19 protein-coding genes are annotated in these 26,348 nt (G+C 74.2%); 6 read left to right on the top strand and 13 right to left on the bottom strand.

All coding sequences use genetic code 11. The annotated features are described in order from the left end of the window. Positions 1-163: 163 nt before the first annotated feature. From B5D80_RS07435 to mraZ, 11 genes are all read right to left on the bottom strand, one after another. Positions 164-988: a cell division protein FtsQ/DivIB gene (locus tag B5D80_RS07435; protein WP_088643042.1), complete on the bottom strand. Its 825-nt coding sequence runs from the start codon at positions 986-988 to the stop codon at positions 164-166. Continuing rightward, positions 985-2,457, bottom strand: coding sequence for a UDP-N-acetylmuramate--L-alanine ligase (gene murC, locus B5D80_RS07430; RefSeq protein WP_088643041.1), 1,473 nt, complete (start codon positions 2,455-2,457; stop codon positions 985-987). Before murC ends, B5D80_RS07435 begins: the two co-directional genes overlap by 4 nt. Positions 2,458-2,488: 31 nt before the next feature. Then, the gene (gene murG, locus B5D80_RS07425) at positions 2,489-3,595 is read right to left on the bottom strand and encodes an undecaprenyldiphospho-muramoylpentapeptide beta-N-acetylglucosaminyltransferase (protein WP_088643040.1); all 1,107 of its coding nucleotides are present in this window, start codon (positions 3,593-3,595) and stop codon (positions 2,489-2,491) included. Continuing rightward, positions 3,595-5,010: an FtsW/RodA/SpoVE family cell cycle protein gene (locus tag B5D80_RS07420; RefSeq protein ID WP_088643135.1), complete on the bottom strand. Its 1,416-nt coding sequence runs from the start codon at positions 5,008-5,010 to the stop codon at positions 3,595-3,597. Before B5D80_RS07420 ends, murG begins: the two co-directional genes overlap by 1 nt. Before the next feature lie 239 nt (positions 5,011-5,249). Continuing rightward, positions 5,250-6,386 (bottom strand): phospho-N-acetylmuramoyl-pentapeptide-transferase, encoded by a 1,137-nt coding sequence (gene mraY, locus B5D80_RS07415; protein WP_088643039.1) that lies wholly within the window; start codon positions 6,384-6,386, stop codon positions 5,250-5,252. Further along, positions 6,383-7,795 (bottom strand): UDP-N-acetylmuramoyl-tripeptide--D-alanyl-D-alanine ligase, encoded by a 1,413-nt coding sequence (locus B5D80_RS07410; RefSeq protein ID WP_088643038.1) that lies wholly within the window; start codon positions 7,793-7,795, stop codon positions 6,383-6,385. The genes mraY and B5D80_RS07410 overlap by 4 nt, the downstream gene beginning before the upstream one ends. Continuing rightward, positions 7,792-9,354, bottom strand: coding sequence for a UDP-N-acetylmuramoyl-L-alanyl-D-glutamate--2,6-diaminopimelate ligase (locus tag B5D80_RS07405; RefSeq protein WP_088643037.1), 1,563 nt, complete (start codon positions 9,352-9,354; stop codon positions 7,792-7,794). Before B5D80_RS07405 ends, B5D80_RS07410 begins: the two co-directional genes overlap by 4 nt. Before the next feature lie 52 nt (positions 9,355-9,406). Then, entirely contained in the window at positions 9,407-11,386 is a 1,980-nt protein-coding gene (locus B5D80_RS07400; RefSeq protein ID WP_425437174.1) for a peptidoglycan D,D-transpeptidase FtsI family protein, read from the bottom strand. 374 nt (positions 11,387-11,760) lie between these two features. Beyond that, positions 11,761-12,363: a cell division protein FtsL gene (gene ftsL / locus B5D80_RS07395; protein WP_088643035.1), complete on the bottom strand. Its 603-nt coding sequence runs from the start codon at positions 12,361-12,363 to the stop codon at positions 11,761-11,763. After that, on the bottom strand, positions 12,360-13,469 hold the full coding sequence (gene rsmH / locus B5D80_RS07390) for a 16S rRNA (cytosine(1402)-N(4))-methyltransferase RsmH (protein ID WP_088643034.1): 1,110 nt from the start codon (positions 13,467-13,469) through the stop codon (positions 12,360-12,362). Before rsmH ends, ftsL begins: the two co-directional genes overlap by 4 nt. Before the next feature lie 208 nt (positions 13,470-13,677). Continuing rightward, positions 13,678-14,109: a division/cell wall cluster transcriptional repressor MraZ gene (gene mraZ, locus B5D80_RS07385; protein WP_088643033.1), complete on the bottom strand. Its 432-nt coding sequence runs from the start codon at positions 14,107-14,109 to the stop codon at positions 13,678-13,680. 354 nt (positions 14,110-14,463) lie between these two features. Here mraZ and B5D80_RS07380 point away from each other — a divergent pair, with 354 nt between their 5' ends. The 3 genes from B5D80_RS07380 to B5D80_RS07370 are packed head-to-tail and all read left to right on the top strand — an operon-like array spanning position 14,464 to position 17,135. After that, entirely contained in the window at positions 14,464-15,711 is a 1,248-nt protein-coding gene (locus B5D80_RS07380; RefSeq protein WP_088643032.1) for a MurT ligase domain-containing protein, read from the top strand. Then, positions 15,701-16,423, top strand: a complete 723-nt coding sequence (locus B5D80_RS07375) for a type 1 glutamine amidotransferase (protein ID WP_088643031.1) — start codon at positions 15,701-15,703, stop codon at positions 16,421-16,423. Before B5D80_RS07380 ends, B5D80_RS07375 begins: the two co-directional genes overlap by 11 nt. Before the next feature lie 16 nt (positions 16,424-16,439). Then, on the top strand, positions 16,440-17,135 hold the full coding sequence (locus B5D80_RS07370) for a TVP38/TMEM64 family protein (RefSeq protein WP_245854315.1): 696 nt from the start codon (positions 16,440-16,442) through the stop codon (positions 17,133-17,135). Between the two features lie 251 nt (positions 17,136-17,386). Here the strand turns inward: B5D80_RS07370 and leuS are convergent, their stop codons facing one another. Then, entirely contained in the window at positions 17,387-20,251 is a 2,865-nt protein-coding gene (gene leuS, locus B5D80_RS07365; RefSeq protein WP_088643030.1) for a leucine--tRNA ligase, read from the bottom strand. 498 nt (positions 20,252-20,749) lie between these two features. On the opposite strand from leuS, the gene B5D80_RS07360 reads away from it, so the two are divergent. The 3 genes from B5D80_RS07360 (at position 20,750) to B5D80_RS07350 (ending at position 25,703) form a co-directional block, all read left to right on the top strand. After that, positions 20,750-21,808, top strand: coding sequence for an AAA family ATPase (locus B5D80_RS07360; protein WP_088643029.1), 1,059 nt, complete (start codon positions 20,750-20,752; stop codon positions 21,806-21,808). Between the two features lies 1 nt (position 21,809). Further along, complete coding sequence (locus tag B5D80_RS07355; protein WP_088643028.1) at positions 21,810-23,108, top strand: DUF58 domain-containing protein; 1,299 nt, start codon at positions 21,810-21,812, stop codon at positions 23,106-23,108. A 126-nt stretch (positions 23,109-23,234) separates the two neighbouring features. Continuing rightward, a complete protein-coding gene (locus tag B5D80_RS07350) occupies positions 23,235-25,703 on the top strand; it encodes a transglutaminase TgpA family protein (protein WP_088643027.1) in 2,469 nt (822 codons plus the stop codon). Positions 25,704-25,923: 220 nt separating this feature from the next. Here B5D80_RS07350 and B5D80_RS07345 read toward each other — a convergent pair whose 3' ends face one another. Next, entirely contained in the window at positions 25,924-26,319 is a 396-nt protein-coding gene (locus B5D80_RS07345) for a DUF3040 domain-containing protein (RefSeq protein ID WP_088643026.1), read from the bottom strand. Between the last annotated feature and the right edge of the window lie 29 nt (positions 26,320-26,348).

Here is a 26,348-nt window from a genome sequence, read left to right as displayed (position 1 = left end):
ACCAGCGAGGATCAGCGGTGAACCCTAACCCTCTACTAGAGGCTTACAGTTATGTCAACCACTGATCCTCTTCGGGGCAACGTAAGCGCCCCCACGCCGAGAGCCAAGGACCCCACCGGCGTGTCGCCGCCGGGAGCGTAACGACTCACGTTCGCTGCGGACCTCACCGGAACGTGACCACGTCCGGCGCGCTGACGTCGATCGTGTCGGCCTTCCGACCGAGCAACGCCGTCGCCACCCGCGCCTTGTCCTCGCCCCGGGTGGCGTCGCCCCACACCACCGTCCGCCCGTCGCGCAGCCTCAACCCGATCCGGGCCAGCCCCTCGACGCCCACCTCGACCAGCACCGCCCGCAACTGCGGGGTGAGCACGGCCAGCACCTGCAACGCCGCGCGGGTGCCCGGGTCGTCCGGCCCCGGCGTGGCCAGCCGCACCAGCGGCAGTCCCTGCGGGGCGCGGGGCAGCTCGCGGAACACCACCCCGCTGGCGTCGAGCACCACGAACCGGTCGTCGCGCGGCACCGCCGCCACCCCGGTGCGCTCCACCACCGTCACCACCAGGGTGCCCGGCCAGTCGCGGCGGACCGTGGCCCGCTCCACCGGGGGCAGCCCGCCGATCCGCCGGGCCGTCGCCGCCAGGTCCACCCGGGCCAGCGGCACCCCGTCCGGCACCGCCGCCGCGTCGCGCACCTCGACCGGGGTGACCAGCCGGGCCCCCTCCACCCGGACCTCACGCACCCCGAACAGGCCGGAGCCGAGCACCGTCCAGGCCACCAGGGCGGCGAGGACCAGCACCCCGGCCAGCACCGCCCAGGGCAGGGCGGCCCGCATCCGCCGCTGCCGGGCCCGCGCCATGAACCGCCGGGTGGACGCCGGGACGGCGTCGCTGCCGGCCCGCACGAGCTGCCAGCGCCGCGCCGGGCCACGTCGGGGGCCGCCGTCCGCGCCCGTGGCACGGCCGGTCCGGCCCCGGGCCGGGCCCGGGCTCATCCGGCGGTGAAGGCCGTGCCGTCCCGGCCCGACGCGGTCGCCGGCCCGGTCACCCGGGCGGTCAACGCGTCGAGCAGCTGGTCGCCCAGCAGCGAGATCGGCGGAGCGCCCATGGTCACCACCACGTCGCCGGGGCGGGCCCGGCGGACCACCTCCACCGGCGCGTCGTCGAACGAGTCCACGAATACCTTGTGCGCCGCGTCCAGCGGCACCGCCGCCAGCAACGCGGCCGACCCCTCGCCCGGCTGGCGCAGCTCACCGGGGCCGAAGACCTCCAGCAGCACCAGTTCGTCGGCGATGCCCAGGGCGGCGGCGATCTCCGCCTGGAGATCGCGGGTGCGGTAGAGCCGGTACGGCTGGAACACCACGATCAGCCGGCCGTCGCCGGCCACCTCCCGCAGCGTCTGCAGGGCCAGCGTCATCGAGGTCGGGTGGTAGGCGTACTCGTCGTAGACCAGCACCCCGTCGGCGACGCCCTTGCGCTCGAAGCGGCGGCGCACCCCGGGGAACGCGGCCAGCGCCGCCTCCGCCGCCGCCACCGGCAGGCCGAGCAGGTGGGCGGCGAGCACCGCCGAGGCGCTGTTGAGCCCCATGTGCCGCCCCGGCACCGGCAGCCGGATCTCGCCCAGCGACCGGCCGTCCAGCGCCGCCAGGTACCGCACCCCCTGCGCCGACGAGGCCATCTCGGACAGCCGCAGGTCGGCGTCGGCCGCCTCGCCGTACGTCCAGACCCGCCGCCCCTCGGCGCGCAGCGTCTCGGCCAGCCGCCGCCCGCCCGGGTCGTCGGCGCAGGTGATGACGTACCCGGCCGGGTCGGTGAGCCGGGCGAACTCGGCGAAGGTCGCCTCCAGGGTGGCCAGGTCGCCGTAGGTGTTCAGGTGGTCGGCCTCGATGTTGGTGATGATCGAGACGAACGGGCGGTAGATCAGGAACGACCTGTCGCTCTCGTCCGCCTCGACCACGAAGTGCTCGCCGGTGCCGTGGTGCGCCCCGGAGCCCACCTCGGAGATCTCCCCGCCGATGACGAAGGACGGGTCGACCCCGGCCTGCTGGAGCACCATGGTCACCATCGAGGTGGTGGTGGTCTTGCCGTGGGTGCCGGCCACCGCCACCGTCCGCCGGCCGGTCATCGCCGCCGCCAGCGCCTCGGAGCGGTGCAGCACCCGCAGCCCGCGCCGCCGCGCCTCCACCATCTCCAGGTGGTCCTGCCCGATGGCCGAGGAGTAGACCACGGTGTCCACCCCGTCGAGGTTGGCCGCCTCGTGGCTCATGTGGATGGTGCCGCCCAGCGCCCGCATCCCGGCCAGCGACGGCCACTCGCGCAGCTCGCTGCCGGAGACCGGCAGGCCCCGGGTGAGGAAGAGCCGGGCCAGGCCGCTCATGCCGACCCCGCCCACCCCGATCAGGTGGATCCGGCCCAGGTCCTCCGCGGTGAGCGTGCCGGCCGGGGTGAACTGCGCGGTGTTCATGCCAGGTACCTTCCCGTCGCGCTGGACCGGCTCACCGGGCCACCGCCTCGTAGACGAAGTTGAGCAGGGCCACGTCGCCGTCGCGTCGCCCGTACGCGGCGGCGGCGGCGCCCATCGCGTACAGCCGCTGCGGGTCGCGCAGCAGGGGCAGCACGGTGCGCTCCAACCAGGCCGGGGTCAGCTCGGCGTCGTCGACGAGCAGCCCGCCGCCGGCCTCCACCACGGGCAGCGCGTTGCGCTTCTGCTCCTGGTTGGAGTGCGGGTACGGCACGTAGATGGTGGGCAGCCCGATGGCGGCCACCTCGGCGCAGGTCATCGCCCCGCCCCGGGCCAGCATCAGGTCGGCGGCGGCGTAGCCCAGCTCCATCTCGGACAGGTAGGGCAGCGCCACGTACGGCACCGGCAGGTCGGTGGGGATCGGCACCGGCTCGTTGCGGGCGCCCATCACGTGCAGCACCTGCACGCCGTTGCGGGCCAGTTCCTTGGCCGCGCCGGAGACCGCCAGGTTGATCGACCGGGCGCCCTGCGAGCCACCGGCGACGAAGAGCACCGGCAGGTCGGGGCGGAGTCCGAAGTGGGCGCGGGCGGCGGCCCGCACGGCGTTGCGGTCCAGCCCGGCGATGCCCCGGCGCAGCGGCACCCCGACCACCCGGGCGTCGCGCAGCGCCTCGGCCTGGGCCGGCTGGTGCGGGAAACCGACCGCGATGTTCTTGGTGAACTTCATCCCGAGCCGGTTGGCCACCCCCGGCGGGACGTTCACCTCGTGGATGACGATCGGCATCTCGCGCCGCCAGGCGGCCAGGTAGCCGGGGACGGAGACGTACCCGCCGAAGCCGACGACCACGTCGGCGGCGACCTCGTCGATCACCTTGCCGGCGGCGCGGGCCGCCTTCCACATCCGGTCCGGGGTGCGGACCAGGCCCATGTTGACCGAGCGGGGCAGCTGGTAGGCGGGGATCTGCCGCAGGTCGTAGCCGGCCGGCGGGATCAGCTCGTTCTCCAGGCCCTTGGGGGTGCCGAGGCAGGTGATCCGGACGCCCGGGTCGTGTCGGCGCAGGCAGTCGGCGAAGGCGAGCAGCGGGTAGATGTGCCCACCGGTGCCCCCTCCACAGAGCACCACCGAACGCAGCGGACCCATCAGCGTCTCCTCTCGCTCGCCGGCCCGCCCCGGGTCCGGTCCTGCCGGACGCCGCGCGGTACGGCCTGATCGTCGGGTCGCCGCCCGCGCGCCCGGGGTACGGACCCCGGGGCAGCCGGTGGCGACGCCGGTCGGCTCCGCGCACCGGGAAGCGGCGGCAACGGGGCCCAGACTAGTCGGACCCATCGGGCGGGCGGACGGGCGTGCAGGGCTCGGGCCGCGTCGGGTTCGGCGCGGGCGAAGGAGGCGAGCATGCCCACCGCGGCCAGGGTGACGACCAGGGCGCTGCCGCCGTCGGAGATGAACGGCAGCGGTACGCCGGTCAGCGGCAGCAGCTTGGTCACCCCACCGATGTTGATCACGGCCTGGCCGACCAGCCAGGCGGTGACGGCGGTGGCGGCGAGCCGGCGGAACGGGTCGGCGACCCGGCGGGCGATCCGCAGCCCGGTGTAGGCCAGCACGGCGAACAGCACCAGGATGACGGTGCAGCCGACCACGCCCAGTTCCTCGGCGATGACGGCGAAGATGAAGTCGTTGTGGGCCTCCGGCAGCCAGCCGAACTTGACGCTGCTCTTGCCCAGCCCGACGCCGAACCAGCCGCCGTGCTCGATGGCGTTGCGGGCCTGGACCATCTGCCAGCAGCCCTCCAGCGCCTGCTCGACGCAGACCTTGGGGTCGGGCGTGTCGAGGAACGAGGTGAGCCGGGCCAACCGGTAGTTCTCCTGGCCGCGCGCCCCGGAGCCGGCGCCGAGCGAGGCCACCGCGATCAGCAGGCCGACCCCGACCAGGCCGACCGCGGACAGGGCGGCGAAGACCCGCAGCCGCACCCCGGCCGCCCAGAGCAGCCCGACGACGATGGCCAGCAGGCAGAGCATGCTGCCCAGGTCGTTGTAGCCGACCAGCACGAACAGCAGGCCGACCACCGGGAACAGCGGGGTGGCCAGTTCCCGCCACCAGCCCAGCGCGGCGCCCTTGCGGGCGATCACGTGCGCGCCCCACAGCACCAGCGCCAACTTGGTCAGCTCGGCGGGCTGCACCTGGATCGGCCCCAGGTAGAGCCAGAGCAGGTGGGCCCGCAGCGGCCCCAGCGAGGTCAGGCCGAACAGCGCGTCCAGGGCCACCAGCAGGTTGAGCACCAGCAGCAGCACCACCGCCGCCCCGAGCAGCGGCCGGCCCAGCGAACGGAAGGTGGTGGCCGGCAGCCGCTGGCAGGCCCAGAACGCGACGATGCCGATCACCGCGAAGATGGCCTGCTTGGTCACCGAGGCGGCGGCGTCGCCGGCCTCGGCGTAGTCGCGCACGCTGGTGGCCGAGAAGACCATGGTCAGGCCGATCAGCAGCAGCAGGCCGGCGCTGGACAGCAGCAGGTAGTAGGAGGTCAGCGGGCGGGCCAGCAGGCCGCGCAGCGCCGCCAGGCCGCCGGCCGGGCCCAGCCCGGACAGCCCGCCGGGCGGGTCGGCGGTACGTCCCGTCCCCGCGGCCCGCCGCGGCTGGGTCTCCGTCGTCGTCCCGGTGCTCGTGCCTCGGTCCTCCCCCACCCGCCCATCATCGCCGCTGCGGGCGGCCCGTTCCGGCCGTTCCCCCCGGTCGGCGTGTCGAAATACGAAACGGGGGCCCCTCCGGTAGAGGAACCCCCGTCCGGTACGCCGGCCGGTCAGCCCATGCTGGCCAGGAAGTCGCTGTAGAACAGGCCCAGCGCGATCGCCACCCCGATGCCCGCGATGATCCAGAACCTGACCACGATGTTGACCTCGCTCCAGCCGGCCAACTCGAAGTGGTGCTGCAGCGGGGACATCCGGAACACCCGCTTGCCGGTGGTGCGGAACGAGATGATCTGGATCACCACGGACATCGTGATGATCACGAAGAGCCCGCCGAGGATCGGCAGCAGCAGCACCGTACGGGTGGACATCGCCATCCCGGCGATCAGCCCGCCGAGGCCCAGCGCGCCGGTGTCGCCCATGAAGATCCGGGCCGGGGAGGTGTTCCACCACAGGAAGCCCACGCAGGCCCCGGCCGCCGCCCCCGCGATCAGCGCGATCTCCAGCGGGTCCCGGACGGCGTAGCAGTAGTTGTTCGGGTTGGCGGTGTACGTCGGGTCGGCGCACCAGTGCCGGTACTGCCAGAACGCGATCAGCGCGTACGCGGCCAGCACCATCACCGACGCGCCGGTGGCCAGCCCGTCCAGGCCGTCGGTCAGGTTGACCCCGTTGGTCGCCGCCATCACCACCATGATGATCACGATGACCGAGGCGACCTTGCCGATCTCCAGCGCCGGGATGTCCCGGATGAAGCTCAGCGTGGTGCTGCCCACGGTCTCGGTGTTGGTCGTCGCGCCGCTGGCGTCGGTCATGCTGCTCGGGAAGTACAGCGCGACCACCCCGAAGACCGCACCCACCAGGATCTGCCCGAACAGCTTGCCGCGCTTGTTGAGCCCGCCGCTGTGCCGCTTGCGCACCTTGAGGAAGTCGTCGATGAAGCCGACCGCGCCGGAGAAGACCATCAGCCCCAGCAGCACCAGGGCGGTGATGGTCGGCTCGACCTGGGCGATCTGCGCGTCCGGCAGGGTGGTCAGGGCGAGGTGGCCGGCGACGTACGCGATCACCGTGGCCAGGATGAACACCACGCCGCCCATCGTCGGCGTGCCCTTCTTGCCCTCGTTGCTGGCCAGCCCGAGGTTCGACCGGATCGGCTGGCCGGCCTTGAGCCGGGCGAACACCCTGATCGCCAGCGGGGTTGCCAGCAACGACACCAGGAACGCCACGCCGATGGCGACGATGACCGCCCTCACGCGGCACCCCCCGCGCCGGCCCCGTCACCCGGGACGTCGGCCCGCAGCGCGTCGGCCACCTCCCAGGTCCGGTACCGGGAGCCCTTCACCAGGACGACGTCGCCCGGTCGTAGCTCGCTGCGCAGCACCTCGACGGCCGCCGCCTGATCGGTGAGCAGCACCGACTCTCCTCCCCAGTCACTTACCGCTGTCGCGCCCTCGTGGATCGGCGCGGCCGGCTCACCCACCACGAGCAGCCGGTCGACACCGAGCTCGGCCGCGAGCCGGCCGACCTCCCGGTGCCCCTCGTCCTCGTACGCGCCCAGCTCGGCCATGTAGCCCAGCGCGGCGAACGTCCGCCCGCCCCGGTGCATCCCGGCCAGCGCGCGCAGCGCCACCGCCGTCGAGGCCGGGTTGGCGTTGTACGAGTCGTCGATCACGGTCACCCCGTCGGGACGGGTGAAGACGTCCATCCGGCGGGTGGAGACCAGCCCCAGGTCACCCAGGGCCGCCGCCAGCTCGGCCAGCGGCATGCCCAGCTCCCGGGCCACCGCCGCCGCGGCGAGCGAGTTGGAGACCTGGTGCCGGCCGGTCAGGCCGAGCCGCACCGGGGCCGTCCCCTCCGGGGTGACCAGGGTGTACGCCGGCCGGCCGTGCCCGTCCAGGGTGACGTCCACCGCGCGCACGTCGGCGTCGGCCGACTCGCCGTAGCGGACCACCCGGGCGGCGGTGCGCGACGCCATCGCGGCGACCAGCGGGTCGTCGGCGTTGAGCACCGCCAGCCCGTCGGCCGGCAGCGCCTCCACCAGCTCCCCCTTGGCCAGGGCGATGTTCTCCACCGAGCCGAACTCGCCCAGGTGCGCCACCCCGACGTTGAGCACCACCGAGATCCGCGGCGGCACCACGTCGCAGAGGTAGCGGACGTGCCCGACGCCGCGCGCCCCCTTCTCCATCACCAGGTACCGGGTCTGGTCGGTGGCCTGCAACGCGGTGTACGGGTGGCCCAGCTCGTTGTTGAACGATCCGGGCGGGGCGACCGTCGGGCCGAGCCGGACGGCGAGCTGCGCGACCAGGTCCTTGGTGGTGGTCTTGCCCGACGACCCGGTCAACCCGATCACGGTGAGCCCCGGCAGCCGGTCCACCACGGCCCGGGCCAGCCGGCCCAGCGCGGCCAGCGCGTCGTCCACCAGCACCATCGGCACCCCGGGCAGCTCCCGGGTGCCGAGCACCGCCACCGCGCCGGCGGCGACGGCACCGGCGGCGTAGTCGTGCCCGTCGACCCGTTCGCCGGGGAACGCCACGAACAACGCCCCGGCGACGACCTTGCGGGAGTCGAACTCGACCGGGCCGGTGACCCGGGTGTCCGGGTCGGCGGCGTGCAGCCGGCCGTCGACCGCCGCGGCCACCTCGGCCAGGCTCAGCGGGATCACCGTCGACCCGCCAGGTCGCCGAAGCGGACGCGCAACGCCTCCGCCAGCTCGGTCCGGTCGTCGAACGGGTACACCTCGCCGGCGATCTCCTGACCGCGTTCGTGCCCCTTGCCGAGCAGCGCCACCACGTCACCCGGCCCGGCCAGCCGCACCGCCTCGGCGATCGCCTCCCGCCGGCCCGGCACCTCGACGATCCGGGCGGCCGCCTCGGCCCCGTACGCCCCGGCCAGCACCTCGGCCCGGATCGTCGCCGGGTCCTCGGTGCGCGGGTTGTCGTCGGTCACCAGCACCACGTCCGCGCCCCGGGCGGCGGCGGCGCCCATCGCCGGACGCTTGCCCCGGTCCCGGTCGCCCCCGGCGCCGATGACGCAGATCAGCCGGCCGGTGCCCGAGTCACGCAGCGCGGCCAGGGCGGCCACCACGGCGTCGGTCTTGTGCGCGTAGTCGACCACGCCACGCACCGGGGCGTCCCCGCTGACCAGTTCCAGCCGGCCGGGCACCCCGCCGCAGGCGGCCACCCCGGCGGCGGCGGTCGTCGGGTCGACCCCGGCGGCGACCAGGCAGGCGATCGCGAGCAGCGCGTTGGCCACGTTGTGCCGGCCGGGCAGCGCCACCCCGGCGGGCAGGACCAGGTCGTCCGGGCCGTGGGCGGTGAACCGCTGGGCGTAGCCCTCGCCGTCGACCCGGTCGGCCCACCAGGTAGCGGTCGGGTCGCCGGCCGCCGAGTAGCTGACCGTGGCCGGCCGGTACAGCGGGCGCAACGCCGGGTCGTCGTGGTTGAGCACCTCGACCCGGCAGCGCCCGTCGAACAGCTTCGCCTTCGCCGCGAAGTAGTCGGCCGAGTCGGCGTGGAAGTCGAGGTGGTCGGAGCCGAAGTTGGTGTAGCCGCCGACGGTGAACCGGACCCCGCCGACACGTCCCATCGCCAGGGCGTGGCTGGACACCTCCATGACCACCGCGGTCACCCCGCGTTCCCGCGCGGCGGCGAGCAGGGCGTGCAGGTCGGTGGCCTCCGGGGTGGTCCGCACGCTGTCGGTCACCAGGTCGCCCAGCCGGGTCTCCACGGTGCCGATCAGGCCGGTGACGTGGCCGGCGGCGCGCAACCCGGACTCGATCAGGTAGGCCGTCGAGGTCTTGCCGGCGGTGCCGGTCACCCCGATCACGGTCAGCCCGTCGGTCGGGTCGCCGTAGACGGCGGCGGCCAGCTCGCCCAGCACCGCCCGGGGGTCGGGCGTCACCAGGACGGGCAGCCCGGTCGCGCCGGCCGCCACGGCACCGGCCGGGTCGGTCAGCACGGCCACCGCGCCGGCCGTGGCGGCGGCGGCGGCGAACTGGGCGCCGTGCCGGCGGGCGCCGGGCAGCGCGGCGTACAGGTCGCCGGGGCGGACCTCCTGGCTGGCGTGGGTCACCCCGGTCACGACCAGCGCGGCGGCGTCGGCCGGCGGCGTCACGGCGAGCCGGTCGGCGAGGTCGCCGAGCCGGACTCCGGGCACGGTACGGGGGCGTGGATTGCCGGGCACGGCGTCAGACCCTACCCGGTCGTCCGGTTCCGGCCGCACAGCCGCCCCGGTGGTTCGTCGGCACTCACCGATGATGTCCCGCCGTTCCCGGTCAGCGCGGAAAGACCTCGAAGTTGGGGGATTTCCCGCTCGACGGCGGGACCCGGTAGTGACGCAGCGTGAAGCCCATCATCTCGCGGAACGCCGGGGCGACGACCGCGCCGCCACCGCCCTCGGGGTTCCACACGAAGACCGCCACCACGTACCGGGGCGCCTCGGCGGGGGCCATCCCGATGAACGACCCCACCTCGCCGGGCTGCTGCTTGCCGTCGACGTACCGCAGCCCGGTGCCGGTCTTGCCGGCGATCCGGTAGCCGGGCACCGCGGCGGCCAGGCCGGTCGCGCCGTCGACGGTGGTCACCGCCTCCAGCAGGGTGCGCAGGGCGGCCGCGTTCTGCGGGCTGAGCACCGAGCGGGTGACCGGGGCGGCGGACGGGGTGCGTGTCCCGTCCGCCCCGACCACCTCCTTGATCAGGTGGGGCTGGACGTAGGTCCCGTCGTTGGCGATGGTGGCGTACGCGGCGGCCATCTGCAACGGGGTGGCGTCGACGCTGTGCCCGATCGGCACCGACCCGTACGACGAGCCGCTCCACTGGTCGGCCGGGAGCAGCCGCCCGGACGCCTCGCCGGGCATCCCCTCGCCGGTGGGCTGCCCCAGCCCGAACCGCTTCTGGTAGTCGATCAGCCGGTCGGGGCCGAGCCGGTCGCCGACCTCGATGGTGCCGACGTTGGACGAGTAGGCCAGCATCCCGGCCACGCTCAGCTTCTTGCCGTCGGCCGGGTGGGTGTCGCGGAAGGTGACGTCGCCCCGGGTGATGGTGTTGGCGACCGGCCAGGCGCTGTCCGGGGTGATGATGCCCTCCTGCAGGGCCGCGCCGTAGGTGATCGCCTTGTGCACCGAGCCCGGGTCGACCACGAAGCTGGTGGCCGCGTCCTCCCGGTCGGTGGGCCGGCTCTGCTCCGGCGTGGCCGCGTTGTAGGTCGGGTTGCTGGCCTGGGCCAGCACGTCACCGGTCTTGACGTCGAGCACCACCGCCGCGCCGATCGCACCCCGGGTCTGCGCCATCTGCCGGCTGAGGATCTGCTGCACCTGGAACTGGAGGTCCCGGTCGATGGTGAGCACCAGCGAGCTGCCCGGTTTGGGGTCGGTGGTCTGGCTGTAGCCGCCGGGGATGGGCGCGTTGAGGTCGCCGAGGCCGGCCTCGTACACCCGGCGGCCGTCCTGCCCGCGCAGCACGTCGTCGTAGCGGCCCTCCAGGCCCTCCAGTCCGTCCATGTCCTGGCTGGTGAAGCCGACCAGGTTGGCGGCCAGGTCGCCGCCGGGCACCTCGCGGCGTTCGTCGCGGTGGGTGCCGATGCCGGCCAGGTCGAGCGCCTCGATCTGCTTGGCCCGCGCGATGTCGACGCCCCGGGCCAGGTAGCGGAACTGCAGGCCGCCCTTCCGCTTCATCTTCTCGGCCAGTTCGGAGACGGGGACGCCGAGCAGCGGGGAGAGCAGCTTCGCGGTCTCCGTGCGGTCCTTGACCAGGGTGGGGTCGACGAACACGTACCGGGCCTCGACGCTGCGGGCCAGCGGGGCGCCGGTGCGGTCCTGGATCGAGCCGCGCGGGGCGGGCAGGTCGATCCGGGTGAGCCGGTTGTCGACGCCGCCACCGGCGTACGCCGGGGTGTCCACGGCCTGCAGGACGACCAGCCGGATGCCGATCACGGCGAAGACCGCGAGCACCAGCATGGTGCCCAGGCGCAGCCGGCGACGCGGCTCGGCGAGCTTCGGCGGGCGGCGCGGCTTGCGCACCGGCCGTCGCCCGGCGGGCCGGTCGGTGCGCCGGGGTGCCTCGGTCCGGCGCGGGGCGCCCCGGCCAGGGGTGTCGGTGCGGCGGCCGGGACGGCGGCGGGGCGTGGTCGGTTCGGCGAACTCGTCGTCGTCGGGGACGGCGCGCGGCGGCACGGTACGGATGACGCCGGTGCGCCCGGTCGGGGAGGCCTCCCGCCGGCCGGCCCGGTTGGCGGCGGCCCGACCGCCGTCGAGCACCTGCAGCGCGGGGCGGAACGGGTCGCCGGAGCGGCCGGCCCGGGGGGTACGCCGCTGTCCGCCCCGGTCCTCGCTGCTCTCCCGGATGGTCCGGCCCCGGGGGGTGTACGCCCGCGCGTCGGAGATCCCCCCGACGTCCCCGGTCCGGGGCTGCCCGGTGCGGGGTTCACCGGCGCGGCCCTGTCCCCGGGGCTCACCGGCGCGGGGCCCGGCGGCCGGGGGTTCCCCGCCGCGCTGCTCCGGGGTGCGCGGTTCGGGGGTGCGCGGTTCCGGCGTCCGGGGCCCGCCGCCCCGGGCGGCCCCGCCACGAACCGATCCGCGCCGGGAGCCCGTGGGGTCCCGGCGCGGATCGTCGGATCTCGGTGGCACGGGCGTTACCCCCCGTTGCCCTGCTGGCTGGTGATCGCCGGCTGCCCGTCGGCCGGCTGCGGCACGCCGATCAGCCGACCGTCCGGCAGCCGGATGTACGCCGGCTCGCCCGCCTCGACCAGGCCCAGCTTGCGGGCCTCGGCGGTCAGGTTGCCCGGCTCCTTGGCCTCCTCGATCTCCTTCTCCAGCTGCTGCTGGTCGACGTCGAGGCGGGCCTGCTGCTGCTGGAGCTGCTGGAGCTTGAACGCGTTCTCGTTGATCTTGGTGTTGACCGCGAGGATGCCCAGCACCCCGCCGACCACCAGCACCACGATCAGTGCCGCGAACGGCGCCCGGGGCACCCGGACCGGCGGCGGCGGCGCCACCCGCAGCCGGGGTGAACCGGCGGCGGTGGTGGCGGTACGGGTGGCCGGCTGCTCCGCCGGCCGCAACGCGGCGCTGCCCTGGGTGGGGAACTCGCGCGCCCCCCGGCGCGCCTGCCCCGCTCGACCGGTGAGGTCCGCCGGCGTCGTGGTACGGGTCGTACGCTGCGCCGTGGTCCGGCCCCCCGACCGCGGTGCGCGCTGCCCGACGACCGCGTCGCGGCCGTCACGCTTGTTGACGTTCATGTCCCCTCCCCCTGTTCGTCAGTCCTGCCGTCCCCCGGGGTCGACTCCAGGTCCACTGTGGAACCCCGCGTCGACCCCGTGCCCGGTTGGTGCATCGCCCTGACCCGTCGGCCGGACCGTTCGCGGTCGGTCCGCCCCTGCTGCCCGGTGGCCGGGTCGAGTCGCTCCGCCGCCCGCAGCCGCACGGATGCGGCCCGCGGGTTCGCGGCGACCTCGGCCTCCCCGGCGAGTTCTGCGCCCCGGCTGAGCAGCCGGAACGTCGGACCCGACCCGGGGAGTTCCACCGGAAGGTCGACCGGGCCCTTACTGCGGACCCGGTCGGCGAGCGCCTGCTTGGTGAGCCGGTCCTCCAGCGAGTGGTAGGACAGGACCACCAGGCGACCGCCCACGTTGAGCTTGTCGAGGGCAGCCGGCAGCGCCGTCTCCAGCACCGCCAGTTCCCTGTTTACCTCGATCCGTAAAGCCTGAAACGTTCTCTTGGCCGGGTGTCCCCCGGTTCGTCGCGCTGGTGCCGGAATGCTCTCCCTGACCAGCTCCGCCAGCCGGGCCGAGGAGGTGATCCGACCCCGCTCCCGCTCCCGCAGGATCGCCGAGGCGATCCGGCCGGCGAACTTCTCCTCGCCGTAGACCCGCAGCACCCGGGCCAGGTCCGGATGGGAGTAGCTGTTGACCACCTCTTCGGCGGTCACCCCCCGGGTCTGGTCCATCCGCATGTCCAGCGGCGCGTCCTGGGCGTAGGCGAACCCGCGGTCGGGCGCGTCGAGTTGCAACGACGAGACGCCCAGGTCGAACAGCGCCGAGTCGACGCCCGGGTAGCCCAGCCGTTCCACCACCTCGGGCAACTCGTCGTAGACGGCGTGCTCCAGGTGGATCCGGTCGGCGAACCGGGCCAGCCGGACCCGGGCGTGCGCCAAAGCCTCGGTGTCCCGGTCCAGGCCGATCAGCACCGTGTGCGGATGCCGTTGCAGCACCGCCTCGGCGTGACCGGCCAACCCCAGCGTGGCATCGACGTGGACCGTACGGCCGCCCCGGTCCAGCGCGGGGGCCAGCAGCTCGAGACACCGCTCAAGCAGCACCGGCACGTGCGTGCCGCGAAGCTCCCCCATGTCGACCCCCACTGTGGAATACGTCTCGTCGTGTCGCGCTCTGCTCGTCGGACGACGCCGTGCCGTCGTACCGCCAGATCCCCATCCGCTCCCGCCCCGGCCCCGGGCCGTCGCCCGGAACGGAGATCGTGCCCCTGGCACCGGGGAAGGGGCGCCAGGAACTCGAAAGCGGCTGGAGATCTCGCAGTACGTCGGGCGTCGCCACGCCCTACAGACCGCCGGGCAGCACCCCCTCCTCGATGTCGGCGAAGTCGTCTTCGCTGTCGGCGAGGTAGCTCTCCCAGGCCGTCCGGTCCCAGATCTCCACCCGGGTGGACGCCCCGATCACCACCAGGTCCCGGTCGAGCGCGGCGTAGGACCGCAGGTGGGACGGGATGGTGACCCGGCCCTGCTTGTCGGGGACCTCGTCGTGCGCGCTGGCGAAGAAGACCCGGCTGTAGGCCCGGGCCGCCTTGTTCGTCATCGGTTGCGCGCGCAACTGGTCGGCGATCCGTTGGAACTCGGGCGTGGGGAAGACGTAGAGGCAGCGATCCTGCCCTTTGGTGATCACGACACCCCCCGCCAGCTCGTCCCGGAACTTGGCCGGAAGGATCAAACGGCCCTTTTCGTCCAGGCGCGGAGTGTGGGTGCCGAGAAACATCGGCCCAACCCCCTTGCCCTGAGCGGCGTTCGCGGCGCCGCTGACCCCCTGGGCCGGTGGGCCCTCCCGGCCTCACCATTGCGCCCCACTCTACTCCACTTCCCTCCACCTGCAACCAGAATCGCCGCCCCGGCGCGTCGCCGTCGCGGCTAAAACCGCACGTCAGAGCCGGTGGAGCGGAGTGGAGGGGCGCGCCGGGCCGCAGCCGCGTCCGCTACCCGACATAGATCGACTCCATCCGGTGGAACGTCCGCCGACCGGATGCCCGGCCCGCCCCGACCGAACGGTTCGCCGTCGGCGGCGATCTGGCGGGCGCGGGGGTCCGGTAACCTCGCTCGCGTGACGGACGCGAAGATGCCCCTGCGGGCGAAGGTGGCCAGCTCCGTGTCGAGGACCGCCGCGGCGCTGTCGCGCGCCGCCGGCCGGGGCGACGGCTCGGTGATCGGCGGATGGATCGGGCTGAAGATCGACCCGGACCTGCTGGCCCACCTCTCGGCCGGGCGTGCCATCGCGCTGGTCTCCGGCACCAACGGCAAGACCACCACCACCCGGCTCAGCGCCGCCGCCGTCGGCGTGCTCGGCCGGGTCGCGACCAACTCGTTCGGCGCCAACATGCCCACCGGGCACACCTCGGCGCTGGCCAAGGCCGGCAGCACCCCGTACGCGGTGCTGGAGGTCGACGAGCACTACCTCGCGCAGGTGCTGGAGGCCACCGAGCCGCACGTGGTGGCCCTGCTCAACCTCTCCCGCGACCAGCTCGACCGGGCCAAGGAGGTCGCCATGATGGCGCAGCTCTGGCGCGCGGCGCTGGTCCGGCACACCGACGTGCGGGTGGTGGCCAACGCCGACGACCCGATGGTGGTCTGGGCGGCCACCCCGCCGGCCGACCCGGCGCAGGGCGTCCGCCCGCCGCACGTCACCTGGTTCAGCGCCGGCCAGCGCTGGCACGACGACTCCTGGGTCTGCCCGGAGTGCGGCTCCACCATCCAGCGTTCCGGTGAGCAGTGGTGGTGCACCGGCTGCCCGCTGCGCCGCCCGGACGCCCAGTGGACGGTGGAGGACGACGGCGTGCTCGACCCCACCGGGGCCTGGCACAAGGTGACCCTCCAGCTCCCCGGCAAGGTCAACCTCGGCAACGCCGCCACCGCGCTGGCCGTCGCCGCCGAGTTCGGGGTACGCCCCGTCGACGCCGTCTCCCGGCTGCACACGGTCACCTCGGTCGCCGGCCGGTACGCCCAGGTCGACCGGGACGGGCGCAACATCCGGCTGCTGCTGGCCAAGAACCCGGCCAGCTGGCTGGAGGCGTTCGACATGGCCGACGAGGCGCCCACCCTGCTGTCCATCAACGCCCGTGACCCCGACGGGCTGGACACCTCCTGGCTGTTCGACGTCGACTTCGCCCCGCTGCGCGGCCGGCAGGTGCTGATCACCGGCGACCGCGCGTACGACCTGGCGGTCCGGCTCGACGTCAACGGGGTGCCGTTCCAGCACGTCCGGGCGTTCGGCGAGGCGGTCCGGGCGGTCCCGCCGGGCCGGCTGGAGGTCATCGCGAACTACACCGCCTTCCAGGACATCCGAGCGGAGTTGGACCGTGTCAACTGAGAGCCTGCGTATCGTCTGGATCTACCCCGACCTGCTCTCCACCTACGGCGACCGGGGCAACCTGCTGATCCTGGCCCGCCGGGCGCAGCAGCGCGGGATGCCGGTCGAGGTGCTGGAGGTCCGCTCCGACCAGCGGCTGCCCGCCACCGCCGACATCTACCTGCTCGGCGGCGGCGAGGACGGCCCGCAGGCGCTCGGCGCGCAGCGGCTGCTCGCCGACGGCGGCCTGCACCGGGCGGTCGCCCAGGGCTCGGTGGTGTTCGGCGTCTGCGCCGGCTACCAGCTCCTCGGCACCTCCTTCTTCGCCAAGGGCACCCGGTGCGCCGGGCTGGAGCTGCTCGACCTCTCCTCCGACCGGGGTCCCACCCGGGCGGTCGGCGAGCTGGCCGGCGAGATCGACCCCCGGCTGGGCGTGCCGCCGCTATCCGGGTTCGAGAACCACGGCGGTCGCACCCACCTCGGCCCCGGCGTGTCGCCGCTGGCCCGGGTCAGTGCCGGGATCGGCAACGACGGCGTCACCGAGGGCGCCTGGCGGGGCAAACTGCTGGGCACGTATTCGCACGGGCCGGCGCTGGCCCGCAACCCCGCCCTGGCCGACCTGCTGCTGCGCTGGGCCACCGGCGCGCACCAGCTCCCGCCGCTGGACGACACCTGGGCCGAGCGGCTGCGCACCGAACGCCGCGCCGCCGTGGCCGCCGCCGCCCGCCCGTGATGTCCGCCGCCCGCCCGTGACCTCCGCCGTCCGGCGGCTGCTTCGCCAGCCGTCGGCACGTCGGTTCGCCCTGCTGCTGGTCATGCTGGCGGGGTTCGTGGTGCTGCTGCTGGTGACGCCCCACCCGGACGTCGCCGAGCTGCCCCGGCTGGCCGACCCGCTCGGCGGGTACGCCCCCGTGGTGGGCGTGGTGGTCGGGGCGCTGCTGCTGGTGGCGCTGGTCCCCCGGACCTTCGTCACGCTGGCGGCGGGGGCGGTGTTCGGCGCGGTGGAGGGCGCGGCGTACGCGCTCGGCGCGGCGCTGCTGGCCGCCGCGCTCGGCTTCGCCGTCGGCCGGGTGCTGGGCCGGGAGTTCGTCGCCGAGCGGGTACGCGGCCGGCTGGCCCGGCTCGACGGCTGGTTCGCCAGGCAGAGCGTGCTCGGGGTGGTCACCGTACGGATGCTGCCGATCGCCGGGTTCGGGCTGGTCAGCTACGGCTACGGCACCACCGGGGCGCGGGTGCTGCCGTTCCTGGTCGGCAGCGTGCTGGCCTCCGCCCCGACCGCCTTCGGCTACGCCGCCATCGGCGCGGCGGCCAGTTCCCCCGGCAGCATCAACTGGTACGCCGCCGCCCCGGCCAGCCTCGGGCTGATCGCCAGCGCGGTGCTGGCGTACCAGTGGTGGCGGGCGGAGCGCGCCCGCCGGTCCGTGGTCGCCGACCCGCGCCCCTGACCGGGCGGAACCGGCCTGAAGGTGGGCGGCGCCCCAGGCGACAGCCAGGCGGCGGGCGGCAGCCCGGGACGGTCCCTGCGGATGGTCGGGTCGGGTGAGCGGTATGCCTGAGCGTCATATTTATGACTCTCGGGCATACCGCTCCACGTCGACAGTTGCCCCGGCCCGCCGTCACCGCACGTTACCGCGGCCCCACAAGCCGACCGGCCGGGCTGGCCACGCGAGTCTCCCGCCACCGGCGGACGGCAGCGTCAGGCGACCACCGAGACCAGCCGGCCCGGCACCACGATCACCTTGCGGGGTTCCTTGCCGGCCAGCGCGGACGCGACCGCCTCCAGGGCCGCCGCCCGGACGGCCTCCTGCGCGGCGTCGGCGGGCACCTCGATCCGGCCCCGGACCTTGCCGTTGACCTGCACCGGGTAGGTGACCGTGTCGGCGACCAGCAGGGCCGGGTCGGCGGCCGGGAAGTCGGCGTACGCCAGCGAGGTGTCGTGGCCCAGCATCCGCCACAGCTCCTCGGCCACGTGCGGGGCGAACGGGGCCAGCATCAGCACCAGCGGCTCGGCCACCTCGCGCGGGGTCTGCTCCAGCCGGGTCACCGCGTTGGTCAGCTCGATCAGCTTGGCGATCGCGGTGTTGAACCGGATGCCGTCCATGTCGGTCCGGACCCCGTCGACCACCCGGTGCAGCAGCCGTCGGGTGGCCTCGTCGGCCGGCGCGTCGGTGACCCGCAGCGCGCCGGTCTGCTCGTCGACCACGGCCCGCCACACCCGTTGCAGGAACCGGTACGACCCGACCACCGCCCGGGTCTCCCAGGGGCGGGACACCTCCAGCGGGCCCATCGACATCTCGTACACCCGGAAGGTGTCCGCGCCGTAGGCCGCGCACATGTCGTCGGGGGTGACCACGTTGCGCAGCGACTTGCCCATCTTGCCGTACTCGCGGGTCACCTCGTGCTCGCCGTGGAACCAGCGGCCGTCGACCTCGACGACCTCCTCGGCCGGCACCGGCGTGCCCCGGGAGTCGCGGAACGCGTACGCCTGGATCATGCCCTGGTTGAACAGCTTGCGGAACGGCTCGAACGACGACACGTGGCCCAGGTCGTACAGCACCTTGTGCCAGAACCGGGCGTACAGCAGGTGCAGCACGGCGTGCTCGGCGCCGCCGACGTACAGGTCGGTGCCCCCGCAGTCGCCCTCGGCGCGCGGACCCATCCAGTACGCCTCGTTCTCCGGGTCGACGAACCGCCCGGAGTTGGTCGGGTCCAGGTAGCGCAGCTCGTACCAGCAGGAGCCGGCCCACTGCGGCATTACGTTGGTCTCCCGGGTGTACCGCTGCGGCCCGTCGCCCAGGTCCAGCTCCACCTCGACCCAGTCGCGCCGCCGCGACAGCGGGGTCTCCGGGTTGCTCGCGGCGTCGTCCGGGTCGAACGTCTTCGGGGAGAAGTCGTCCACCTCGGGCAGTTCGACAGGCAGCATCTCCTCGGGCAGCGCGACCGCCGCGCCGGTGGCGTCGTAGACGATCGGGAACGGCTCGCCCCAGTAGCGCTGCCGGGAGAACAGCCAGTCCCGCAGCCGCCAGGTGACCGCGCCGACGCCGTGGCCGTTGGCCTCCAGCCAGGCGATGATCGCCGCCTTGGCGTCGGCCACCCCCAGCCCGTTCAGGTCCAGGCCGCGCTCGGGCGCGGCGCTGTTGATCGCCGGCCCGTCCCCGGTGTACGCCTTCCCGTCGAACCCGTCGGCCGGCTGCACGGTCCGCACGATCGGCAGGTCGAACACCTCGGCGAAGGCCCAGTCCCGCTCGTCCTGGGCGGGCACCGCCATGATCGCGCCGGTGCCGTACCCGGCCAGCACGTAGTCGGCGATGAAGATCGGGATCTGCGCGCCGGTGACCGGGTGGGTGGCGTACGCGCCGACGAAGACGCCGGTCTTCTCCTTCGTGTCGGCCTGCCGCTCCACGTCGGTCTTGGCCGCCGCCGCCTTCCGGTACGCCTCGACGGCCTCCCGGGGGCCGGCGTGCCCACCGGTCCAGGCGTCCCGCGTCCCGGCCGGCCAGGCGGCCGGGGTCAGCGCGTCGACCAGCTCGTGCTCGGGGGCCAGCACCAGGTAGGTGGCCCCGAAGACGGTGTCCGGCCGGGTGGTGAAGACCCTGATGCGGGCTTCGCCCGCGCCACCGGAACCAGTGGTCCCGGTCGCGAAGTCGATGTGCGCGCCGGTGGAGCGGCCGATCCAGTTGCGCTGTTGCAGCTTGATCGACTCGGGCCAGTCCAGCGTGTCCAGGTCGTCCAGCAGCCGGTCACCGTACGCGGTGATCCGCATCATCCACTGCTTCAGGTTGCGCTTGAACACCGGGAAGTTGCCCCGGTCGGAGCGGCCGTCCGGGGTGACCTCCTCGTTGGCCAGCACGGTGCCCAGCCCCGGGCACCAGTTCACCGGCGCCTCCGAGACGTACGCCAGCCGGTGGTCGTCGACGATCCGCCGCTGCTCGGCCGGGCTCAGCTCGGCCCAGGCCCGACCGTCGGGGGTGGGCCGGTCACCGGCGGCGAACTCGGCGGTCAGCTCGGCGACCGGGCGGGCCCGCCGCGCCTGCGGGTCGTACCAGGAGTTGTAGACCTGCAGGAAGATCCACTGGGTCCACCGGTAGAAGTCGGTGTCGATGGTGGCCACCGAGCGCCGCTCGTCGTGGGCCAGCCCCAGCCGGCGCAGCTGCGCCCGGTACCGCTCGATGTTGGCCACCGTGGTCGTGCGGGGGTGGGTGCCGGTCTGCACCGCGTACTGCTCGGCGGGCAGGCCGAACGCGTCGAAGCCCATCGCGTGCAGCACGTTGCGCCCGGCCATCCGCTGGTAGCGGGCGAAGCAGTCGGTGCCGATGTAGCCCAGCGGGTGCCCGACGTGCAGCCCCGCCCCGGACGGGTACGGGAACATGTCCAGCACGTACAGCTTCTCCGCGCCCGCCCGGGGGTGGCCCGGGTCGGCCAGCGGACCGGTCGGGTTCGGCGCGTGGAAGGTGCCCTCCCGCTCCCAGGTGTCCTGCCACCGACGCTCGATCTCGTCGGCCATGGCCGCGGTGTACCGGTACGGGGGGATGTCGCCCGCCGGTGCGGCTGCCTCACTCATGCCTTCTCCTTGGCGGTCGTCGCGGTCGTGTCGCGCTCACGCGGTCGTCGGGGACCGGTGCCCTCGGGCGGGACCGGCGCGGTCGGGCGGGTCGGGGGGAGCATCGGGCCCGCGCAGACCCTGCCGCGGGCACGAAAAAGCCCCTCGCACAGGAGGGGCCGCCGTGCTGTCGCGCGTCAGCGCATCAGCACGGCCCGGTAAGAAGCAGGAAGACTCCGGCCATGTCCGGGAGTGTACCCCGTGGCGTCGGTCGACCGCCCGGCACATCCACCGCACGGCCGTCACCTTCCGTGGTCGCCCGGCCGCGTCCGGTCCCCCGACCTGACGAATATCCGCTGCGTGACCGGCCGACTTCCGGCAGGGTTCGGCGTTCACCGTAAACATGGTTAGCCTGAGAGACCAGTGCGATTCCTGCGGCAGACGAGGCTTCCCGTTGCGAACCGAACGACGGGTCCAGGTGCTCTTTACCGAGCTGCCGTCGCGACGAGGAGAAGGCCCGTGACACAACAGACCTGGGACGAGGTGGGCGGTGTGCTGCCGCACGACGAGTTCCGCGCCGCCAGCGAGGCCATCGTGGCCAACATCGAGCAGGTCATCGAGGGCAAGACAGCGACCGTACGGCTCGCCCTGGCCGTCCTGCTGGCCGAGGGGCACCTGCTGATCGAGGACGTCCCGGGCGTCGGCAAGACCAAGCTGGCCAAGGCGCTCGCCCGGTCCATCGACTGTTCGGTGCGGCGCATCCAGTTCACCCCCGACCTGCTGCCCAGCGACGTCACCGGGGTCAGCGTCTACAACCAGGAGACGCACGACTTCGAGTTCCGCCCCGGTGCGGTCTTCGCCAACCTGGTGGTCGGCGACGAGATCAACCGGGCCTCGCCGAAGACCCAGTCCGCGCTGCTGGAGTGCATGGAGGAACGCCAGGTCACCGTCGACGGCGTCACCTACCAGTTGCAGACCCCGTTCATGGTGATCGCCACCCAGAACCCGATCGAGATGGAGGGGACGTACCCCCTGCCGGAGGCGCAGCGCGACCGGTTCACCGCCCGGATCGCGATGGGCTACCCCGGCCCGGACGCCGAACTGGCCATGCTGGACGGGCACGGCGCCGCCGACCCGCTGCAGGAGCTGCGCCCGGTCTCCGACGCCGACACGGTACGCCGCCTGATCGCCACCGTCCGCAACGTGCACGTCGCCGACGCCGTCAAGCAGTACGCCGTCGACCTGGTCACCGCCACCCGGGAGGCCCCTGACCTGCGGTTGGGCGCGTCCCCCCGGGCCACCCTCCAGCTGCTGCGCACCGCCCGCGCGGTGGCCGCCCTGGAGGGCCGCGACTACGTGCTGCCCGACGACCTCCAGGCGCTCGCGGTGCCGGTGCTGGCCCACCGGATCATCCCCACGGCCGACGCCCAGCTGGCCCGCCGCACCACCGACGCGATCGTCGCCGAGCTGGTGCACCGGCTGGCCCTGCCGCCGGACCGCAAGCGCCCCACCGGCTACGACACGCCCCGCCCCGCCGCCGGCAACGGCCGCCCGCCGTTCGAGCCGCGGAGGCCGTGACGTGCGGGACGGGCTGCGTGGCCTGACCACCCGGGGCCGTTCGTTCCTGGCGGCGGCCATCGCCGCCACGATCTCGGCCGGCATCCTCGGCGAACGGGACCTGCTCCGGGTGGCGGTGCTGCTCGCCGTCCTGCCGCTGCTCGCCGCGCTCTACGTCGGCCGGACCCGGTACAAGCTGGCCTGCAACCGCTCGCTGGACCCGCACCGGGTGCCGGTCGGGGCCAGCTCCCGGGTGGTGCTGCGGTTGCAGAACATGTCCCGGCTGCCCACCGGCACCCTGCTGCTGGAGGACCGGCTGCCGTACGCGCTGGGCAGCCGGCCCCGGGTGGTGCTGGAACGGCTCGGCGCGCACCAGGCCAGCTCGGTGGCGTACACCGTGCGCGCCGACGTGCGCGGCCGGTACGAGGTGGGTCCGCTGGTGATCCGGATGACCGACCCGTTCGGGTTGTGCGAGCTGAGCCGGGCCTTCCCCAGCACCGAACAGCTCACCGTGATCCCGCAGGTCACCCCGCTGCCCTCGGTACGGCTGCCCGGCGAGTACGCCGGCAGCGGCGACAGCCGGGCCCGGTCGGTGGCGGTGCACGGCGAGGACGACGCCGCCACCCGCGAGTACCGGATGGGCGACGACCTGCGCCGGGTGCACTGGAAGTCGACCGCGCGCACCGGTGAGCTGATGGTGCGCCGGGAGGAGCAGCCCTGGGAGAGCCGGGCCACGGTGGTGCTGGACACCCGGGCGCACGGGCACCGGGGCGACGGCCCGACGGCCAGTTTCGAGTGGGCGGTCTCCGCCGCCGCCAGCATCGCCGTGCACCTGCGCCAGGCCGGGTACAAGCTGCGCCTGGTCACCGGGGACGGGGTCGACATCGACGCCAGCGAGGCCACCGGGGACGGCCTGCTCCTCGACCACCTCGCCGACGTGCGGCTCGACCAGCGCGGCGACGTGGCGACGCTGGTGCAGCGGGTCCGCCAGCGCGCCGACGGGGGCCTGATCATCGCGTTGTTCGGGTCGCTGACCACCAGCGAGGCGGAGCTGCTCGGCGGGTTGCGCGGCAACGGGGCGACCTGCGTCGGTTTCGTGCTGCACAGCTCCACCTGGCTCAGCCTGCCCGAGCGGGCCCGGTTCGAGTCCGAACAGGCCCACGCCGCCGCCGCGCTGTCCCTGTTGCAGGGCGGCTGGCGGGTCATCGGGGTCGACCACGACGGCCGGCTGCCGGCGCTCTGGCCGCAGGCCGGGCGCGGTTCGCAGGGCTTCGCGCTGCGCGCGGCGCTCGCCGAGACGGTCGCCGGGGCCGTCCGGTGAGCCGTCGACCGGCCCCGCACCGGCACCACCGGCCGGTCCGCCGCGCCACCGGCGGGCGTGCCGCCGTCGCCGGCCGCCGTGCGGTGGGCCCCGCCACCGACGCCCGACGACAGAGAGGGTGACGTCGTGATCGCGTCCCGGAACATCGGCTTCGTGGCCGCCGCGGCGACCCTGCTCGCCGCGGCCCCGCTGTCGTCGATCTTCCAGCAGTGGACCTGGCTGATCCAGTCGGCCATCGCGGTCGCCGTGGTGGCCGGCGCGGCGGCGCTCACCCGGCTGGTCCGGGCCCCGCTGTGGGGGCAGGTGCTGGGCATGCTCGCCGGTCTGCTGCTCGCCCTGACCTGGCTCTTCCCTGGCGGCGGCGAACTGGTCGCCTTCCTGCCCACCCCGGCGACGCTTGCCCACTTCGGTGAGCTGGCGCAGGGCTCGTTGCAGGACATGCGCTCCTACGGGGTGAAGGTGCCGGACACCACCCCGCTGCTGTTCATCAGCGTGCTCGGGGTGGGCTCGGTGGCGATCGTGGTCGACGTGCTCGCCGTCGGGCTGCGCCGGCCGGCCCTGGCCGGGCTGCCGATGCTGGCCATCTACTCGGTGCCGGTGGCGGTCTACGTCGACAGCGTCCCCGCGCTGCCGTTCGTGGTCGGCGCCGCCGGCTACCTCTGGTTGCTGGTGACCGACAACGTCGACCGGGTCCGCCGGTTCGGTCGCCGGTTCACCGGCGAGGGCCGCGACGTGGACGTCTGGGAGTCGTCCCCGCTGGCCGCCGCCGGTCGCCGGCTGGCGGTGGTCGGGGTGGTGCTGGCCGTGGTGCTGCCGCTGGCCGTGCCCGGGATGTCCGGCGGGCTGCTGGACCAGTTCAACACCGCCGGCAACGGCACCGGCAACGGACGCCTCGGGCAGGGCGGCGGCCCCGGCCGGATCGACCTCTTCGCCGCCCTCAGCGGGCAGCTCAACCAGTCCGAGGTGGCCGACATGGTCACCGTCACCACCACCGAGCAGAACCCGTTCTACCTGCGCTTCGGTGTCGCCGACGAGCTGCGTCCGGACGGCTTCCGGGTGCGCCCGCCCAACGGCCGGCCGGTGAACCGGGACCTGCCCGACCCGGCCGACCGGGCCCAGGCGGGGGTGGAGCAGCAGACCTACCGGGCGACCGTGGAGGTGAACCGGTCGCTGAACATGCCCTTCGTGCCGGTCTACACCGACCCGGTCAGCTTCGACGGGCTCAACGGCAACTGGTCGTACGACCAGAACCTCGGGGTGGTCTTCTCCAACCGGGACAACTCCCGGGGCAAGCGCTACTCCTTCGAGTACGTGCGCTCGACGTACAGCCCGGCGGCGCTGCGCCGGGCCCGTCCGCTGCCGGCCGAGCACCCGATCCGGCTGCAACAGACCCGCACCCCCGAGGTACGCGAGGTCAGCCTGCTGGTGAACCGGCTGGTGGAGGGGAAGTCCACCGACTACGACCGGGTCCGGGCGCTCTACGACTACTTCTCCCGGGAGAACGGGTTCAGCTACTCGCTGAGCACCAAGGGCGGCACCAGCGGCCAGGAGATCGTCGACTTCCTCACCAACAAGGTCGGCTACTGCCAGCAGTACGCGGCGGCGCTGGCCTGGCTGGTGCGGGAGGCCGGCATCCCGGCCCGGGTGGCGTTCGGCTTCACCAACGGCAGCAGCGTCGACGGCGACACCGCCGTCCTGACCAACCGCAACCTGCACGCCTGGACGGAGGTCTACTTCGACCGGTTCGGCTGGGTGCCGTTCGACGCCACCCCGGCGTACGGCGTCCAGGGGTCGACCCGGTCGGCGTGGGCGCCGGACTCCGACGCCCCGGACCCGGAGCCGTCGGACACGGCCGCGCCCACCGCGCCGGAGGACCCGGGCGCCACGGCCGGGCCGCAGCGCGACGAGGCCGCCGACAAGGACACCGACGCCGGGTTCGACCCGACCACCGGCGCCCCCGTCGAGCGGGCCCCGACCTGGCCCTGGTGGACGGTGGGGGCGGTGTTGGCGTTGGCGGCGCTGCTGGCGCTGCCGGCGCTGCGACGGCGCGCGTTGCGCCGGCAGCGGCACCGTCGGCCCGCCCCGGTGGCGGCCGACGTGGCCCCCGACGACGCGGCGGGCGCGAGCATCCCGATGACGGTGCTGGGCGCGGACGCCGAACGGGCCCGCGCCGACGCCCACGCCGCCTGGGACGAGCTGCTGGACACCCTGGTCGACTACCGGGTCCGGGTCGACCCGACGGAGACGCCCCGGGCGACCGCCGAGCGCCTGGCCCGGGAGGCGGTCGGCGAGGACGCCGGCTCCGCCACTGCGGTACGGCTGCTCGGCCGGGCCGAGGAACGCGCCAGGTACGCCCGGGACCCGCTCACCGGCGAGCCCCTGCATCCGGCGCTGCGGACGGTACGTGGCACTCTCGCCGCGCGGGCCGACCGGCGTACCCGGCTGCTCGCCGCCGTGCTGCCGCCGTCGGTGCTGCTGCGCTGGCGTACCTCGCTGGGCGACAGCTCGGCGCGGCTGGTGACGGCCTCGGGGCGGCTGCGCCGCCTGCTGCTGCGCTGGAACCCGCGTCGCCTGCTGGCCACCCGCCGCGCCTGACCCGCCAGCCTCGGCCGGCAGGTCAGGCGCGGCGGATCGCTCATGGGGCGAGGTAGCGGTATCCGAAACGACTGATACCGCTACCTCGCCCCACATGCGTAGCTACCTCGCCCACCTGCGCGAGCTGTCGCCGGACAGGCAAATGCGACGGAGGTGGCCGGACCATGTCCGGCACCTACCGTCGTCGGTGTCGCCCGCTCACCTCAGGGGTGGACGGGGTTCAACGATGTCCCTCCGGGCGCTGACGCCACCGGTCCTCCATGCGGTCCAGCAGCGACGGCCGCCGGCCGCCGCGGCCACGCGGGCGACGACGACTCGTCGTGCCGCCCACCACGTGCAGGTCAGGTGACTGCCCCCGCCGGTGCGACTGCACCGCATAGCCCAGCGCGGCCAGCATGACGACGAAGCCCGCCACTGCCAGTGGCGGCGTCTTGATCACCGCGCCGTAGACCAACAGGGCCAGGCCGACGACCACCACGCCGGCAGCGACGAGCAGGCGACGCCGCGTGTGGAAACGCGGGTCGCTGGCGCGCACGGCCGAGGCGAATTTGGGGTCCTCGGCAAGCGACCGCTCGATCTGCTCGAACAGCCGCTGCTCGTGCTCCGAGAGCGGCACGGCACTCCTCCCCGGTCACGTTGGTCGGC

Source organism: Micromonospora wenchangensis (assembly GCF_002210435.1).
In the GTDB taxonomy this organism is placed as follows: Bacteria; Actinomycetota; Actinomycetes; order Mycobacteriales; family Micromonosporaceae; genus Micromonospora; species Micromonospora wenchangensis.
The sequence above is the reverse complement of the archived record's forward strand: the minus strand, read 5'-3'. Positions and strand labels throughout refer to the sequence as shown.

What these genes read in the sequence shown, in the direction of transcription:
- ftsL (WP_088643035.1), bottom strand. Translation starts at nt 12,363, where the DNA reads ATGAACGTCAACAAGCGTGACGGCCGCGACGCGGTCGTCGGGCAGCGC.
- B5D80_RS07435 (WP_088643042.1), bottom strand. Translation starts at nt 988, where the DNA reads ATGAGCCCGGGCCCGGCCCGGGGCCGGACCGGCCGTGCCACGGGCGCG.
- mraZ (WP_088643033.1), bottom strand. Translation starts at nt 14,109, where the DNA reads ATGTTTCTCGGCACCCACACTCCGCGCCTGGACGAAAAGGGCCGTTTG.
- B5D80_RS07380 (WP_088643032.1), top strand. Translation starts at nt 14,464, where the DNA reads ATGCCCCTGCGGGCGAAGGTGGCCAGCTCCGTGTCGAGGACCGCCGCG.
- murC (WP_088643041.1), bottom strand. Translation starts at nt 2,457, where the DNA reads ATGAACACCGCGCAGTTCACCCCGGCCGGCACGCTCACCGCGGAGGAC.
- leuS (WP_088643030.1), bottom strand. Translation starts at nt 20,251, where the DNA reads ATGAGTGAGGCAGCCGCACCGGCGGGCGACATCCCCCCGTACCGGTAC.
- rsmH (WP_088643034.1), bottom strand. Translation starts at nt 13,469, where the DNA reads ATGGGGGAGCTTCGCGGCACGCACGTGCCGGTGCTGCTTGAGCGGTGT.
- murG (WP_088643040.1), bottom strand. Translation starts at nt 3,595, where the DNA reads ATGGGTCCGCTGCGTTCGGTGGTGCTCTGTGGAGGGGGCACCGGTGGG.